Genomic DNA, 15,966 nt, shown 5'->3' on the forward strand with positions numbered 1-15,966 from the left:
TATCAAATTACTTAAGTTAAAAAAGCATCGTGTTAGCAAAATAACTTGCTGCACCTTTCGTCTATTGTTGCTCTTTTTTTAGATTAAAGTAATTGAGTTGCACTCTCATCTCGGTAGCTTGTTCTGCCATTTGACGTGCTGCCGCCATTGTTTCTTCTGTAATAGCCGAGTTTGCCTGGGTTAAACCGGTTAAACGTTGTACAACAAGGTTAACCTCTTTAATCGCTTGCTCTTGTGCGGAGGTTGAATGCGCTATATGTATTATATTTTTATTAACATCGCTAACAGCTTGCATTATGTGTTTTAATTTCTTCCCTGAGGTGTCTGCTAATTCCGTCCCAAGCGCTATTTTTTGATTACTATTTACAATAATACTTTTTATTTGCTTTGCCGATTTAGCACTACGCCCCGCTAAATCACCTACTTCATTAGCAACTACGGCAAAGCCCCTTCCGTGGTCGCCAGCCCTAGCAGCTTCCACGGCGGCATTAAGTGATAGCAAGTTTGTTTGAAAAGCGAGGTTGTCAATAACCGTAAGTATTTCGTTAATGTCTTTACTGGCTTCATTCACGTCATCAATCGCGCTAACGGTTTGTATTGATAAGCGATTTCCTTCTTCAGCAATTTGCTCTGCATTGCTTGCCAATGCCACGGCACTTTTTGATTGTTCAGATACTTTAGTTAGCTCATCTAGCATTTGCTCAGTACTTGAGCTTGCCTCTTCAAGGTTGGCTGCTTGCTCTTCTGTGCGTTTACTTATTTCAGTATTACTTGAAGCTATTTCACCTGCATTTTGCATAACCTGGCCAGCTGATACTTGAATTTCTTGAATGACATTAGTTAATTTCTCAATGGTCGCGTTGGTGTCGCTTTTAAGGGTATTGAATACGCCTTGATATTGCCCCTCTATATTTTTGGTAAGGTCACCTTTAGCTAAGTTTGACAAAACGCTACTTACTTCATTTATAGCTAATGAAACTAATGAGGTAGACTCATTAACATTATTTTTTAAATCTTCCAATTGGCCTTGCAATGGTTGTTTTAATTGATGAGAAAAATCGCCATTTGCCATTGCAGCCATTACTTGATTAAGATCATTTATGACATGTTCAAGGTTTGTTACCGAGTGGTTTATATCTGTTTTTAAACTATTTAGCTGGCCTGTCATAGTCGATGAAATAGTATGATCAAAGCGCCCCTGACTAATTGCTAGCATGACTGATGAAATTTCAGTTAGAGCATTATCAATAGCAGTAATTGATGTATTGATGTTACTTTTTAACTGCTCAAGTTGACCGCTGGCTTCACCTTTAATCATTTTTTTAAAGTCACCTTTACTAACAAAGGACATGACTTCACCTATTTCATTCATTACATTATTTAAATTAGCCATACTGGAATTAATATCTTGTTTTAAGATATCAAGCTGTCCAGCTAAGGGAGCATCTAATTGCGCTGAAAACTGGCCCTGTCGTAATGCACTCATAACGTCACTAATACCATCTATGGCAATACTTAAGCTATTCACTGAGTTATTCACGCTGTCTTTTAGCTGGGCAAGTTTTCCTTTAGCTGGATAGGTAATTTGCTCTTTAAAGTTACCTTGCTCTACGTTAGCCATAATATCTACGATACTATTCATTGTGTTGTTTATTGAGGAAAGCGATTGGTTAATATTACTTTTTAAGGTGCCTAATTCACCTGACATTGAGACATTAATTTGAATATCAAATTGACCGTCAGCCATAGCAATCGCAATGTTATTTAATTCGTTTATTGCCCCGTTTAGTGAACTTGCGCAATCGTTGGTTGCTTGTTTTAACGTAGCTAACTCTCCTCGACATGGTGCTTCAATACGTTGATCAAATTTACCCGCAGCCATTTGGTTCATAACGCGATTTGTTTCACTAATAGATAACTGTAGAGCATCAAGAAGAGTGTTAAATGCTTGAGTGCTAACGCCTATTTCATCGCTTGAATAGACAGTTGCTCGTAATGAAAAGTCACCTTGTTGCTCCACTTTTTTCATCGTATCAGCCAATGCATGTATTGGCTTCGTGAGTGTTCGCGCAAACCAATATGCGGCAATAGTAACAATAAAAATAGTGACAAAAAGTATCACAATGAGTAGTTGGGAAAGAGTCGTTATTGACTCAAAAGCTTCTTGTTCGTCCATTTCTGCTATGAGTGCCCAGCGAACATTAAATACATTTACAGGTGCAAATGCAGAGAGCACCATTTCATTGTTATAGTCATTTATAACATGCTGCCCTTTTTCATTTTTTAGTGCTTTGATTACAGATAAGGTATTCACAGTGCCTTTATTTGGGTTTCTAAACGAGCTTTCTACAGAGTGATTTTTCGGATCAATATAAGAGTCAGAGCGCATTAACCCTTCAGGGCCAACAAGGTAGGTTTCTCCGCTTTCGCCCAACCCGTCACGTTCTTTCATAATTGAATTAATATCTTCAATCGATAATTGGGCAGCTAAAATAGCAACCGTTTTACCATCAACAACAATAGGCTTTCCTATAAAGCTTGCAGGGGCATTATATGAAGGGGAGTACTGTTTATAATCTGCAAAAGCAATTTTTTGTGGGTTGCTGCTGTCTTTTAATTGTCTAAATAGGTTCGCTAAATTACTTTTAGCGTAGGGGCCTGTTTGCAGCGATGTTGCAAAGTCTACTTCTTTATAAACAGAGTAAACAATATTGCCATTTGCTGGGTCGATAATGAAAATATCGTAGAACTTATTTATATTAGTCATATCGCGTAGATAAGGGTGATATTGGCGGTGCGCTTGCTCGTAACTGTCTGATTGCTCTGTGGTGGTTAGTTTTTGTTTTTCACCGATTGGGTTTGGGTTATTAGCTAGATAACGAGATTGCAGCTCAATACTTTTTGGATTCATTTGCTTTAATAGAGATGAAGAAACTGTATCAGTTGGGTTTAGCTGTTTAAATTTTGGAGCAAAAGACTCTTTATAAAAGCGATTTAGAGACTCTGATGAGGTTGAAGGGGAGGTATCATTAAATCCATCTATAAACTTTGTCGCAATATTGGCCATTTCTGGATTTGCTTGCAGCGCATTAAGCTTTTTTTCAATGTTGTTAAAATAGCGTTTAACAGCGCTTTGTTTTACTTTACTCACAGCGTCTAAACGCGAATAAACCTGTTCTGTCATCGAGTTTGAAGCTGTATTAATTGCGACAATAATAATTATTGTTATTGGCACTAGGGCAACAACTAAAAAGGCGGAGATAAGTTTTTTTGTTAAATTTAAAGAATTAAAAAAGTGATTAATTGTGAGCATTACTATGTCCCTGTAATAAGGTCTGAACCTCAAATGAGCATAGAACACAATTTGTGAAGATCTAGTTAATAATTAAAGTAATGAGTTTTTATTACAAAATAGCCAAAGCTGATACTAAGCACTTTTAATTTTAATGCAATTGCAGCATGCTTTTTTAGCGGTTTAAAAGCAATAAAGCGTAGAAGTACTTAAGTGCTCCTACGCTTTACTATTTAATTGATGTTCTAACGTTAAAAAAGCAAACGATGTTAGAGCGCGACTAAACTGCGCTCTAACATAGCTTGAATTTGCTTAACTATTTTAGCTTCGGTTTCGGGTTCAAACTGGGCAATTCGAGGAGTGTGAATATGCCCAGTCGGAATATCTGAATTTAGCTGATTACGCAGCCGAATACTGCGATACGAAATTTCGTTAGACAGGTAACCACCGCCACCGCCATGTACTGCAGTTGCCTCTTTTAATTCGTCAAAACTGCTAGGCTCAAAGTCTTTTTTGAGGGTAATAACATGATGATTATCATTAATCGCAAAAGGGCCTTTTGCCTTTAGCATAGCGCTAACAGGTAAGCTAAATTCTACAAACTCAGTACCGGGTAATGGGCGGTCGTTTAAACTTGGAATGAGCGGCGCTGTTTTGGTACCTCCATACACTATATTGGCGTTGTCGGGGGCTGTTACACTGCGGCGCTTACCTGGAAAGCGCTCAAGGTCAAAGTCTTTACTACCCATACTAACGGTAACCACCATATCAACATTATTAAGTGCGTAATAAGGGGCAAGTAAGGATTCTATAATACCGTGATCAAAGTCTTCATAACGCACAGGCACCATCACTGTGTTTATTTCAGCACTAATACCTTTATAGTTAATGACTTGGCCATCAAGAAGCAGTGCTGCAACACCCGATGGGTTGCTTTGGTTTATATTTCTATCAAGTAAAAACGGGTCAAATCCAGTCAATAATATTTTTTTAGAGGTGTTTTGTGAGTAGCTAAGATCGGTGCGACCCCGGCTGCCATTCTCTAAAAGTGTTAATAACACTGTTTGCTGCGCCGCGCTCAGCGAAAATGCAGGCTTTGTGGTGCGAATAATTTTGCTTGATTGTAAGCGAGCCCAGTAAAGTGCGCGATCATCTAAGTTTTGCGTTGTAGCGATGCGTTTTTTTGCACTAAACCATAATCGTTTTGAGTAGTCATTAACGGCATCTACGGCTTGTGCATAGCTTGAGAGTGACTTGAATTGCTGCTCAAATTGATTAACTTCGCTGGCAAAAGCGCTTAGCACGCTAGGTATCGCTTGGCTGGCTTTTTCAATTCGCAATTCTTCTGAAGTTAGCGGTGTGTTTAAATTAGCTAACGCATTAGAAGAAGAAAAAATTAAGCTTGCAGCAATCAGTGTTTTTATCATGATGGTCCTAAACTGAGTCGTATTTGTTGTCTACTATCCTATGCCTAATAAGTGGGTGCAAATAAAATCGTTGGTTGGTTTTATGTTGCAAGCAGTATAAAACCGGCGTTAAATCAAAAACTACGGGTATTTTATTAAAAAGAGTCGAAACTCTGTGGTGGGTTTAGCTACAATGGTGGCTGTGTATTTTTTAGTTTTTTAATTTTAGGCAACTATGCAACTTATTCAAATAGATAAAGCTCGTTATCGTAAACATTTAAACCGCGTTATAGTCGGTTGTGCCGCAAGCTTAGCGATTGGTAGTTTAGCTATTTCACAAACGCTTATTGCATTATTCCCCGATGAAAGTGGTAGTCATTTTCATTGGAACTTATTAGGCGTTATTGTTACTAGTATTGGTATTGGCTGGTTGTTAAATAAATACCGTACACATCCTTTTATGACCGAGGTGGTGTATGTATGGGAGCTTAAACAAGCGCTTAATAAAATTACCCGCAAGATGGCAAAGCTTAAAGCGGCGGGACGTGAAGGTAATCCTGATGCGCTATTAGCCATTCACTATAGTTATGCAGGTTCACGCTTGTTATGGCAGCTTGACGATAACACCATCACCATGGATGATTTAGCGATTAAACAAGCCGAGTTAGATAGCGTTGCGGCTAAATATAATTTAACTCTTAATGCCGATGACTACGATGACGCAATTTTAAAGCAGTTTTAAAGTGGTTTTAATTTATAGGAATAACAATGAGCATAATTCTTTATGGTGTCCCGCTTTCTCCCTATGTACGTAAAGTGCGTGTATGTTTAGCGCATAAACAACTAGACTATAAACTCGAAATAGTCTCGCCGTTTAATCAACCTGATTGGTTTTTAGAACTGAACCCTCTAGGGCGAATTCCGGCGCTAAAAGACGACGAGTTAAGTTTGGCGGATTCTAGCGTTATTTGCCAATATCTTGATGAAAAATACCCTAATTCAGCGTCTTTACTCGGTGATACTATAGAGCAACGTGCAGCCGTTCGCTGGTTAGAAAAATACGCAGATTACGAGCTGGCTCCTTTTGCAACATTTACGGTGTTTCAGCAACGTATTATTGCTCCCACAATGCAAAAGCCAACCGATGAAGCCTTAGTGCAAAGTGCATTAAATGAAAAACTACCGCCTTTATTTGATTATTTAGAAGGTTATTTAGGGGATAACGAGTTTTTTGTTGGCGAGAGCTTAACCCTTGCCGACATTGCTGTGAGCTGCCAGTTAATGAATATGGAGCATGGTGGTGAGCAACTTGATGAGTCGCGCTGGCCTAATCTTGCAGCATTGCATAGCCGTGTAAAACAGGGGACTGCTATGCAGAGCATGCTTGAAGGCGAGCAAAAAATATTAGCCTCGCTTAAGTAGCTTTTTAATGTTGGTGACTGGAATGTCGCTTATTTTACAAAATCTTAAACAATAAAGGAGCTATCATTGAAAAAAGTACTGATTGTTTGTTTGGGTAATATTTGTCGCTCACCGACGGCTGAGGCGGTATTAAAAGCTCGCGCTAAAGAGTTAGGCATTGATTTGCTAGTGGACTCGGCTGGGACTATTGGTCATCATGAAGGTAATCCGCCAGATAAACGCTCTATGCAAGCTGGCGAGAAACGTGGTTATAGTTTTAAAGGTATTTTTTCACGCAAGGTGCGCAGTAGTGATTTTAGCGAGTTTGATTTAATTTTAGCAGCCGATAAACAAAACCTGACGGATCTAACCGCACGCTGCCCCGAGCATTTGCAATATAAGTTGGCGTTATTTTTAGAGTATGGCGAGCAAACACAAAGCGCAATTCCCGATCCTTACTATGGCGGTGATGATGGCTTTGAAAAGGTACTTGATTTAATAGAGGCCGCCAGCGATAACATTTTAGCTAAGTTAAAGTAGAATAAACTAAAAAGGCGCTCAACGCGCCTTTGGTATGTTATTAACGGTTTACTTTAAAATCGAGCTGTACTTTGGAAGTTGCTGCAACCGCTTTTCCATGTTCAAACTTAGGTGCATAACGCCATTGCGCTAATGCTTCTACTGCCGATTTTTCAAAGGCCACGCCACCTTCAGAACTAATTACTTGCGGATTTTTTACAAAGCCAGACTCATCTACTTCAAACTCCATAACTACACTGCCATCTTTACTAAATCGCGCCTTGTTTTTAGGGTATTTAGGGTTAACGCGGTATAGCGGCGTTTGTTCTTGGCTTTCTTTCCACGGCACCATTTTAGCAATCGCGATGCAGTGTTTGGTGGCTTCATCACTTTTGCCTTGTTTTTCATACAAGCCAATTAACCTTGAGTGTGCGGTAAGCTCGGCGTTGTGATCGTAACTTAAGCTTTCATCAAACACATTTACTACACGGTTAAGTCGTTCTATTGCTTGATCGTATCTTTTTCGACCTTCCGCAAATGACGCCATTAAAAAATCAGCTTTTATTTGTTCAACTGAGTTTTTAGGTAAGTTAGCCAGATAATACTCATCGGCTTCTTCTAGGTAGTTTTTAGCTTCTCGGTATTTTTCATAGCTGAATTTATTAGCTAGTATGGTTGCCGCTTCTAGTTTCATATCAGCCACAAACTTAGGGTTGTTTTGTGTGTTTGCGATTGCTATCACTTGCTCTAAATAATAATCCGCTTTTTGAGCAGAAGGGGCAAAACTAGCCATACCGACTAAAGCATCAATGGTTTCAGGCGATTGCTTACCATGGTTATTAACTAAAATAGTATAGGCTTGTTGATAGAGCGAAAAACGCTTTTCAATCCACTGTTTACCGTATCGATTAATTGATTTTGCATAGTTAATCGCTAAGTTTGCGGTGTTATCAGCATTTTCACCGTAAACAGTTTTACCTAATGTGTAAGCCTGCTCCGCGGCTTGTTGCACATTTTCTTTGGTTTTAATCGCATTTAAGTAATTTTGATACGCGTCGTTGAAAACGGCTTGAGCGTTATTTGTTTGTTCGGCAAATGACGTGGTGCTCAATACAGATAAACCTAAGCCCATCAGTAATGCAAGTTTGTTTAATTTCATAATGATCCCTATTATTTGTCGATAACAAATTAGCAAATCCTTGTGTATATGTCATCACTTTAGGTAAATCAAGGTAAACGCTCGCTAGTAATATATTTGCGGTTAAAGATTGAAAATAGTCGCTACCGTCGCCATATATTTGCCATAAACAGTCTTGTACTACGGTGTATTTAACCTATTTTGTGATATTATCACTTTATCGTGTCGTAGTTTTTTTAATATTTGGATTGGTCGTGGCGCAAGTAAGAGCAAGAGTCCAGCTTAATGTTGGCAAAAATAGTGATATTCCTGCAGAAATTATTTCCTTTAGTGGCTTAAAAGATGGCCAAGAGCATGTTGCGTTAGTGTTTAAAAACGCCGATACCGAACAAGGTGTTCCGCTTATTCGTATGCATTCTGAATGCTTAACCGGTGATGTGTTTCACTCGTCACGTTGTGATTGCGGTGAGCAGTTAAATGAGTGTATTGAAATGATGCACGAACAAGGCGGTATTTTACTTTATTTACGCCAAGAAGGGCGTGGTATTGGTTTATACAATAAAATTGATGCGTATGTACTGCAGTCACAAGGTATGAACACTTACGAGGCCAACAATCATTTGGGCTTTGCTGATGATTTACGTGATTTTTCGGATGCTGTATTAATGCTCAATGCGCTCAATTTAAAGCATGTAAAATTAATGACTAACAATCCTAAAAAGCTTAACGCATTAAAAGATGCTGGCATAGAGGTGGACTCTGTTGTGGGCACTCATGCACACATTAAAGCTGGGCTTTCAGGTAACAAGGCGTATTTAGAGACTAAAATTAAGCATGGCTCTCATATGCTAGATATTAAGAAAATTAAAAAACCTTAGGGTCTGTTGACCTTTCAAGGTTAAATTTGCAGCAGTCTGTTTGGTATTTAGGCAAGGCAGAGCCTATGTGGTGTGGTTATTCCCCATAAATAGGCGATAACGCAGCATCAATGCCAAACAGGCGCTGCCCGAAGGGTTCTGCCTAGGGGCGATTTACTCTTTGTTGCTCGGTTTTGACTTAGCCCACTAGGTTACAAACCTCGCGCCGCGATTAAATCGCCCCTAGTTTGAACAAATTTTAATCCGTAAAGGGCAACAGACCCTAATATTAACGGCATTTATCGCCGCCACCTCTGTAATACCAACCAACGCCGAGTTATACTCGGCGTGTTTTGTTTTAATTAAGAGCAAGTATGTCTACACAATTACGAATTTTTAAAGCGGATGCGGCATTAAAATGGTTTAAAGCGGGTTGGCTAATTTTCAAAACTCAGCCATTAACCTTTATCTTTATGCACTTGTTTATTGGCATTGTTGGCTTGTTGTCTTTATTTTTGCCGTTATTACAAATAGTCGCAGCATTGGCTACACCATTTTTAACCGCTGGTTTTTATCAAGCCGTGCTTACCAAGCAGCAAGGCGGAAAAATTATGTTAGCCGACATTTTGAAACCCTTTTCAGCAAAAGGAAATCGCTTAGGCTTATTGCGCTTAGCGCTTTATCAAATGGGTGCCGGTATTTTAATTGCGCTGCTCGCCAATGGGTTATTTGCCGATGCGATGGCGGTTATGACGCAGCCTGACTTAGATCCTAATACAGCAATTAGCCAAATGCTTGAGAGTATTTCGTTTGCCAATGTGGCACTGTTTTTAATTGCGCTGTCGATATACTTTACTTCGTTTGCCTATGCGGTACCGCTGGTTTACTTTAATAAAGAACAACGTATTTTAAATGCCTTAAAAAGTTCGTTTATGGTGTTTTATTATAATATTTTACCACTGAGTGTTTATGGTATTATTTGCGCATTATTAATTGTGGTGTCGATGTTCTTATCGCTACTACCGCTGTTGATTTTAATGCCAATTTGCTACATTAGTTTCTTTGTTTCTTATCAGGCTATTTTTATGCCCGTTGTGCCACCAAGTGATGACAGTAACATTAAGCCTTTAAGTAGCGAGCAAAGCGGGCGCTTTGACGCTTAATGGATGATACGTTAAAACAAAAGTTAAAAAACTATGTGCTTTGGTTACTAGGAAGGCAAGAGTATTCGCGCCGAGAGTTAACCCAAAAGTTACAGCAAAGAGAAGCAACCGACGAGTTCATAGAAAACCTGCTTGATTGGTGCGAAAAGCACAATTTTATTAACGAGCAGCGTTATTGTGAAGGGTTTGTAAGAAAGCACATATTTAAATGCCATGGCTTAAAGCGAATTCAAAGTGAGGCCATGAGTAAAGGGATTGATAGAGCACTGCTTGAAACAGTGGTTGAAGAGCTGGAAATAGATTGGTTTGAGCTCGCGCAGGAAGCGTACAACAAAAAATATTCAACGACACCGGCAAACCTCGAGTACAAAGAAAAAGCTAAGCGCGTGCGCTACTTAATGTATCGAGGATTTAGCTATGATCAAATAAATTTTGCAATGCAAGCACAGTAAATACAGGTGAGACTTTCACATGCAGCACATGACTACCGCACAAATTAGGCAACAGTTTTTAGACTTTTTTGCCAGCAAGCAACACCAAGTTGTTCCTTCTAGTTCGCTTATACCGGGTAACGATGCCACGTTGTTATTTAATAATGCCGGTATGGTGCAATTTAAAGATGTATTTTTAGGCGCTGAAAGCCGCCCTTATACACGCGCAACCAGTTCGCAGCGTTGTGTGCGTGCTGGTGGTAAACATAACGATTTAGAAAACGTAGGTTACACAGCACGTCACCATACCTTTTTTGAAATGCTAGGTAATTTCAGCTTTGGTGATTACTTTAAGCAAGATGCAATTAAATTTGCGTGGGAGTTTTTAACTGAGGTTGTAAAACTACCAAAAGAAAAGCTGTTAGTAACCATTTACCATGATGACGAAGAAGCCTTTGGCTACTGGGCTAACGATATAGGCTTACCTGAAGATCGTATTATTCGTATTGCAACGAGCGATAACTTTTGGTCTATGGGTGATACGGGTCCTTGTGGTCCATGTTCTGAAATATTTTATGATCATGGCGAGCATATTTGGGGCGGTCCTCCGGGCACACCTGAAGAAGATGGTGACCGTTTCATTGAAATTTGGAACTTAGTATTTATGCAATACAACCGTCAAAGCGACGGGACTATGGAGCCACTTCCTAAGCAATCTGTTGATACAGGTATGGGCCTTGAGCGTATTTCAGCTATTTTACAAGGTGTGCATTCAAACTACGAAATCGACTTATTCCAAGGCTTAATTGCGGCCGCTGCAAGCGTTACCAATGCACAAGATATGGATGATAAATCACTTCGCGTGGTAGCCGATCATATTCGTTCGTGTGCATTTTTAATTTCAGATGGGGTTATGCCATCAAATGAAGGCCGTGGTTATGTATTGCGTCGTATTATTCGTCGTGCAGTACGTCACGGTAATAAGTTAGGTGCTAAAGGCGCGTTTTTCTATAAATTGGTTGCTGCACTTATTGAGCAAATGGGTCAAGCGTACCCAGAGCTTGCTAAGCAACAAGAAATTATTGAAAAAGTACTACGTATTGAAGAAGAGCAGTTTGGTAAAACGCTTGAGCGTGGTTTAGCTATTTTAGAAGAAAGCTTAAGTGATTTAACCGGGGATGTGATCCCGGGTGACTTAGTATTTAAGCTTTACGATACCTATGGTTTCCCTGCTGATTTAACAGCCGATGTTGCGCGTGAGCGCCAGATGACGATTGACCATCAAGGTTTTGAAGCATGCATGGCAGTACAACGTAAAACTGCGCAACAAGCGGGTAAGTTTGGGGCTGATTACAATGACCAATTAAAATCAGACAAGCACACTGACTTTAAAGGCTACGATAGCACTCATTACAGCGGCACAGTGGTAGAAATTTTTGCCGGTGGCGAAGCTGTATCATTACTTGAAGATGGTCAACAAGGTATTATTGTTTTAGACCGTACTCCGTTTTACGCTGAATCAGGCGGCCAAATTGGTGATAGCGGAACAATCACAGTAGCCGGCGGTGAGTTTGTGGTGACTAATACCACTAAACTGGGTAATGCTTTTGCTCACCATGGAACAGTTCAAGGGCGTATTGGCGTTAACGATAAAGTGGATGCGACTATTGACGATGCGCGCCGTGACAGTATTAAGAAAAACCACACCGCTACGCATATTTTGCATGAAGCACTGCGTCAGCTTTTAGGTGAGCACGTATCGCAAAAAGGCTCACTTGTGCAGCCAGATCGTCTGCGTTTTGACTTCTCACATTTTGAAGCGGTGACCAAACAAGAACTGCGCGAAATTGAGCGCGTAGTGAATGACGAAATTCGTCGTAACTTTGCTCTTAACACTGAGCTAATGGCAATTGATGATGCTAAAGCCAAAGGTGCAATGGCACTGTTTGGCGAAAAGTACGATGACGAAGTACGCGTTGTGACTATTGGTGATTACTCAATCGAGCTTTGTGGTGGTACACACGTAGAGCGTGCGGGTGACATTGGTTTATTCAAAATTGTATCTGAAAGCGGTATTGCTGCTGGTGTTCGTCGAATTGAAGCGGTAACAGGTGCAGAGGCAATTGCTTATGTAAGCGAGCAAGAGCAACAATTAGCTGATGTTGCAGCGCTTGTAAAAGGTGACAATGCGTCAGTGCTTGAAAAAGTAACTGCCTTACTTGAAAAGTCGAAAGGGCTTGAAAAACAAGTTGCCCAGCTTAACGATAAACTAGCCAGTGCGGCAGGTGCATCGTTACTTGATTCAGTGGTTGAAATTAACGGGGTTAAACTGTTAGTGGCCAACGTTGAGGGCACAGAATCAAAAGCGCTTCGCGGTATGGTTGATGACCTTAAAAATAAAATTGGCTCAGGTGTTATTGCCTTAGGTGTTGCCAGCGGCGACAAAGTAAGCTTAATTGCGGGTGTAACTAAAGACTTAACTGGCAAAGTAAAAGCGGGTGAGTTAGTTAATCACATGGCAGGCCAAGTAGGTGGTAAAGGCGGCGGTCGTCCAGATATGGCGCAAGCGGGTGGTTCTGAGCCACAAAATTTAACAGCAGCACTTGATAGCGTAACAGCTTGGTTAACTGAGCGTACTTAAGCTTAAGTGGCACTTATAGTTCAAAAATTTGGCGGCACTTCGGTAGGCTCAATAGAGCGTATTGAAGCGGTCGCCGACCTTGTTGTTAAAACTAAGCAACAAGGCCACCAAGTGGTCGTGGTGCTTTCGGCAATGTCGGGAGAAACCAATCGCTTAATTAATCTTGCCAAACAAATCGACTCTCGCCCGAGTAGTCGTGAACTCGATGTATTACTCAGTACCGGTGAACAAGTCTCTATTGCTTTATTAGCGATGGCCATTATTAAACGCGGCCATTCAGCGGTAAGCTTACTAGCCGATCAAGTGAATATATTAACCGATAACATGTTCGGTAAAGCCCGTGTAGAAGAAGTTGCGGCAACGCGTTTAAAACATGAACTTGAACATAACCGTATTGCTATTATTGCCGGCTTTCAGGGGCGCGATATTGAGGGCAACGTGACCACGCTTGGCCGTGGTGGCACCGATACCTCAGCGGTTGAAATTGCTGGTGCAATAAAAGCCGATGAGTGTCAGATCTATACCGATGTTGATGGCGTATATACTACAGACCCGCGTGTGGAACCTAACGCACGACGTTTAAGTCATGTCACCTTTGCTGAAATGCTTGAGCTGGCAAGTTTAGGCGCTAAAGTGTTACATATTCGCTCTGTAGAATCTGCTGGTAAACACAATGTTCCTCTGCGGGTGTTATCTAGCTTTAAACCCGATGAAGGCACGTTAATTAGTTTTGAGGAGAGCGACGTGACAAGCAATGTCGTATCGGGTATTGCATTTAATCGAGATGAGTGCTTAATTAAGGTGCATGGAATGCCGCAAGGCACCAAACATCTTGCAAAAGTTTTGAAACTTTTTGCTGATAATGGCATCGAAATAGATATGATTAATCAAATTAATCATAAAGTTGAAAAAGTCGACTATGCTTTTACTGTGCATTTAAATGATTACTTAAACGCACTTGATTTGTTAACGGCTGAGCAACAGCAATTTGACGCACAGGCAATTGACGGATTGACCAATGTGGCGAAAGTGTCAGCGGTGGGTATGGGGATGAAATCTCATTCCGGGGTAGCGAGTTTATTTTTTGATTCGCTAGCACAAGAAAACATTGATGTGATGTTTGTTGCCACCTCAGAGATCAAAATTTCAGTTTTAATAGATGAAAAATACCTAGAGCTGGCTGTTCGTGCATTACATAAGACATTTTTAACAGAAAATGAATAGATTGAGAGTTTTTACTTACTTTTTAGTCTAATTTTAATTAAAATGTTTGTGCGGAATCTTATAATTTTATTGGAACATGGGAGCAAGAGAATGCTAATACTAACTCGTAGAGTAGGCGAGACCCTTATGATTGGTGACGAAGTAACCGTTACTGTTCTAGGTGTTAAAGGAAATCAAGTTCGTATCGGTGTTAACGCACCTAAAGACGTATCAGTTCATCGTGAAGAAATTTACATGCGCATACAAGCTGAAAAGTCTAACCCTAATCCGGGCAATGCTTAATCAACATAGTATAAAATGTGCTAGTTAATATAACTATGACATTTGTAAAAGCCACTCATTGAGTGGCTTTTTTGTTTATAAAATCAATCGTTTCTTCGTCGAGTATTGCCTTAGAAATGTATTGCATACCGCTTTTACTTTTTAACAATAGTCCACAATCTGTAGTAATAATTTCGTTAATGTCGTGCCAAGCTAACTGGTAATTTTTGTAATGATTGGTTGATTTTATTCCGTCTTCGTCGAAGGTGAGAGTGACTTCAGAACCAGACGCTCTGCTTAGCATTTGCCTGGTAACCCACCATGGGCGGCGATAGTAAAAGGCGATGCATTCGAGTAGGGCTAGCATCAGCAAAAATGTACCTAGGTAATGATCTCCTAAACCATAAATACCAAATAATCCCAATACAACAAGCAGTGCTAATAAAAAATATTTAGGTTGCGCGCGTTTACTATAAGGCAGCGATTGGTCGAAGCATTCATAAAAGTAAGGTTTATCGAGTTTATAGGTTGTCGTAAATACCATGCATCTATACTTAAAAGCTATTTTTTATCATTTTAGCAAGCTATGTGGTAAATGCGCAGCTTAAAAAGAATTAATAGTTCAGAGTTTATAATTAATGGGTAGCAACTTGGCGACTAGTACTAAACACAAAAAAAAGCGACCAAATGGTCGCTCTTTAAAAAGGGGCTGAATTAGCAATTTGTTTCTTCAGCGTTGACACCTTCTTTTACTTCTTCACAGGCATCTTCTACTTTATTTTGAACATCTGTCACGGCTTCGTCGATGCGTTCACCGGCTTCTTCTGCATGATTGTCTTCACAACCCATAATAAATGCACTTGCGAATAGGCCAATAGCTGCTGCTTTAAGTGTTGATGATTTCATAATGTAATTCCTTGTATATAAATTTAAAAAAGTTCGTTGTTTCTTATCTACCTGGGGCTTTTACCACGTAAAGCGCCAGAGACAAGTGAAATAACCAGTAAAACTAAAAAGATAAAAAATATGATCTTAGCAATTCCTGCTGCGGCTCCTGCAATACCACCAAATCCTAAAACGGCTGCGATTAGTGCGATCACCAAAAATGTAATTGTCCAGCGTAACATTGTCATCTCCTTGATTTATCTAAGTGTTAAAGTGTTGTTTTTATATAAGCGAGTAATATGCCAGTATTTTATTTTGTTTTAAATCAACGGTTTAACTTATCTTTTTCAGTTTGGCTTTATATTAGGTTGGTAATTTTTACGGTTTTATCTGTAACTTATTCACAGTGGTGTCTGATGAGATAATAAATAGTTTTTACAGTCGTTATTTTGGTAAGACCAATTAACATTTGCTTTGGCAGTTTTTAGTGGATTAGCTCATTAGGTATATTTTTATGTGTTTTTACAGAATATTAGGGTTTTTATATATTCTTTGTTTATAACGAACATTTTTACCATCTATATATATAGGTTAAATAAGCTATTTTAGGTGGTGTTAACCTTATTGGTGATATGTTACTTTTAGATTAATTGGTTTTACCAATTTACAATGTGTAGACAAAAGAATAGTTTTTGTTACTATTGGTGAATATTTATTTAAATAAACTGACTTTTTATGTGTTCAGTTT

15 protein-coding genes are annotated in these 15,966 nt (G+C 39.6%); 9 read left to right on the forward strand and 6 right to left on the reverse strand.

Annotated elements, in window-relative coordinates:
- Nucleotides 1-61: 61 nt before the first annotated feature.
- Entirely contained in the window at nt 62-3,313 is a 3,252-nt protein-coding gene (locus PSM_RS02810) for a methyl-accepting chemotaxis protein (RefSeq protein WP_013464118.1), read from the reverse strand.
- A 248-nt stretch (nt 3,314-3,561) separates the two neighbouring features.
- Nucleotides 3,562-4,719, reverse strand: a complete 1,158-nt coding sequence (locus tag PSM_RS02815; protein ID WP_013464119.1) for a hypothetical protein — start codon at nt 4,717-4,719, stop codon at nt 3,562-3,564.
- A gap of 214 nt (nt 4,720-4,933) precedes the next feature.
- On the opposite strand from PSM_RS02815, the gene PSM_RS02820 reads away from it, so the two are divergent.
- The 3 genes from PSM_RS02820 (at nt 4,934) to PSM_RS02830 (ending at nt 6,639) form a co-directional block, all read left to right on the forward strand.
- A complete protein-coding gene (locus tag PSM_RS02820) occupies nt 4,934-5,440 on the forward strand; it encodes a DUF3087 domain-containing protein (RefSeq protein WP_008115114.1) in 507 nt (168 codons plus the stop codon).
- A 26-nt stretch (nt 5,441-5,466) separates the two neighbouring features.
- Nucleotides 5,467-6,120 carry a glutathione S-transferase family protein gene (locus tag PSM_RS02825; protein ID WP_013464120.1) on the forward strand — a complete coding sequence of 218 codons (654 nt, stop codon included), beginning with the start codon at nt 5,467-5,469 and terminating at the stop codon, nt 6,118-6,120.
- Between the two features lie 66 nt (nt 6,121-6,186).
- Nucleotides 6,187-6,639 carry a low molecular weight protein-tyrosine-phosphatase gene (locus PSM_RS02830; RefSeq protein ID WP_013464121.1) on the forward strand — a complete coding sequence of 151 codons (453 nt, stop codon included), beginning with the start codon at nt 6,187-6,189 and terminating at the stop codon, nt 6,637-6,639.
- A 40-nt stretch (nt 6,640-6,679) separates the two neighbouring features.
- Here the strand turns inward: PSM_RS02830 and PSM_RS02835 are convergent, their stop codons facing one another.
- Entirely contained in the window at nt 6,680-7,777 is a 1,098-nt protein-coding gene (locus PSM_RS02835; RefSeq protein WP_013464122.1) for a TonB family protein, read from the reverse strand.
- Between the two features lie 233 nt (nt 7,778-8,010).
- On the opposite strand from PSM_RS02835, the gene PSM_RS02840 reads away from it, so the two are divergent.
- The 6 genes from PSM_RS02840 to csrA all read left to right on the forward strand — a co-directional run bounded on the left by PSM_RS02840 (nt 8,011) and on the right by csrA (nt 14,354).
- Complete coding sequence (locus PSM_RS02840; RefSeq protein ID WP_013464123.1) at nt 8,011-8,634, forward strand: GTP cyclohydrolase II; 624 nt, start codon at nt 8,011-8,013, stop codon at nt 8,632-8,634.
- A gap of 353 nt (nt 8,635-8,987) precedes the next feature.
- On the forward strand, nt 8,988-9,776 hold the full coding sequence (locus PSM_RS02845) for a BPSS1780 family membrane protein (RefSeq protein WP_013464124.1): 789 nt from the start codon (nt 8,988-8,990) through the stop codon (nt 9,774-9,776).
- Nucleotides 9,776-10,228 (forward strand): regulatory protein RecX, encoded by a 453-nt coding sequence (locus tag PSM_RS02850; RefSeq protein WP_008115122.1) that lies wholly within the window; start codon nt 9,776-9,778, stop codon nt 10,226-10,228. The genes PSM_RS02845 and PSM_RS02850 overlap by 1 nt, the downstream gene beginning before the upstream one ends.
- A gap of 19 nt (nt 10,229-10,247) precedes the next feature.
- Nucleotides 10,248-12,848 carry an alanine--tRNA ligase gene (alaS, locus tag PSM_RS02855; RefSeq protein ID WP_013464125.1) on the forward strand — a complete coding sequence of 867 codons (2,601 nt, stop codon included), beginning with the start codon at nt 10,248-10,250 and terminating at the stop codon, nt 12,846-12,848.
- A 6-nt stretch (nt 12,849-12,854) separates the two neighbouring features.
- Nucleotides 12,855-14,072 (forward strand): aspartate kinase, encoded by a 1,218-nt coding sequence (locus tag PSM_RS02860; protein WP_013464126.1) that lies wholly within the window; start codon nt 12,855-12,857, stop codon nt 14,070-14,072.
- Between the two features lie 90 nt (nt 14,073-14,162).
- The gene (csrA, locus tag PSM_RS02865; protein ID WP_004587515.1) at nt 14,163-14,354 is read left to right on the forward strand and encodes a carbon storage regulator CsrA; all 192 of its coding nucleotides are present in this window, start codon (nt 14,163-14,165) and stop codon (nt 14,352-14,354) included.
- Nucleotides 14,355-14,409: 55 nt separating this feature from the next.
- On the opposite strand, the gene PSM_RS02870 is transcribed toward csrA, so the two are convergent.
- The 3 genes from PSM_RS02870 to PSM_RS18325 form a co-directional block, all read right to left on the reverse strand.
- Nucleotides 14,410-14,877, reverse strand: a complete 468-nt coding sequence (locus PSM_RS02870) for a YcxB family protein (protein ID WP_008115132.1) — start codon at nt 14,875-14,877, stop codon at nt 14,410-14,412.
- A 170-nt stretch (nt 14,878-15,047) separates the two neighbouring features.
- Nucleotides 15,048-15,239, reverse strand: a complete 192-nt coding sequence (locus PSM_RS02875) for a hypothetical protein (protein WP_013464127.1) — start codon at nt 15,237-15,239, stop codon at nt 15,048-15,050.
- Between the two features lie 47 nt (nt 15,240-15,286).
- Nucleotides 15,287-15,460, reverse strand: a complete 174-nt coding sequence (locus PSM_RS18325) for a DUF1328 domain-containing protein (RefSeq protein WP_002961939.1) — start codon at nt 15,458-15,460, stop codon at nt 15,287-15,289.
- Nucleotides 15,461-15,966 lie beyond the last annotated feature (506 nt).

It is taken from the genome of Pseudoalteromonas sp. SM9913, from assembly GCF_000184065.1.
Lineage (GTDB): Bacteria > Pseudomonadota > Gammaproteobacteria > Enterobacterales > Alteromonadaceae > Pseudoalteromonas > Pseudoalteromonas tetraodonis.

Coding starts and splice junctions, on each gene's coding strand:
- PSM_RS02810 (WP_013464118.1), bottom strand. CDS start 3,313: ATGCTCACAATTAATCACTTTTTTAATTCTTTAAATTTAACAAAAAAA.
- PSM_RS02815 (WP_013464119.1), bottom strand. CDS start 4,719: ATGATAAAAACACTGATTGCTGCAAGCTTAATTTTTTCTTCTTCTAAT.
- PSM_RS02820 (WP_008115114.1), top strand. CDS start 4,934: ATGCAACTTATTCAAATAGATAAAGCTCGTTATCGTAAACATTTAAAC.
- PSM_RS02825 (WP_013464120.1), top strand. CDS start 5,467: ATGAGCATAATTCTTTATGGTGTCCCGCTTTCTCCCTATGTACGTAAA.
- PSM_RS02835 (WP_013464122.1), bottom strand. CDS start 7,777: ATGAAATTAAACAAACTTGCATTACTGATGGGCTTAGGTTTATCTGTA.
- PSM_RS02845 (WP_013464124.1), top strand. CDS start 8,988: ATGTCTACACAATTACGAATTTTTAAAGCGGATGCGGCATTAAAATGG.
- PSM_RS02850 (WP_008115122.1), top strand. CDS start 9,776: ATGGATGATACGTTAAAACAAAAGTTAAAAAACTATGTGCTTTGGTTA.
- alaS (WP_013464125.1), top strand. CDS start 10,248: ATGCAGCACATGACTACCGCACAAATTAGGCAACAGTTTTTAGACTTT.
- csrA (WP_004587515.1), top strand. CDS start 14,163: ATGCTAATACTAACTCGTAGAGTAGGCGAGACCCTTATGATTGGTGAC.
- PSM_RS02870 (WP_008115132.1), bottom strand. CDS start 14,877: ATGGTATTTACGACAACCTATAAACTCGATAAACCTTACTTTTATGAA.
- PSM_RS02875 (WP_013464127.1), bottom strand. CDS start 15,239: ATGAAATCATCAACACTTAAAGCAGCAGCTATTGGCCTATTCGCAAGT.
- PSM_RS18325 (WP_002961939.1), bottom strand. CDS start 15,460: ATGTTACGCTGGACAATTACATTTTTGGTGATCGCACTAATCGCAGCC.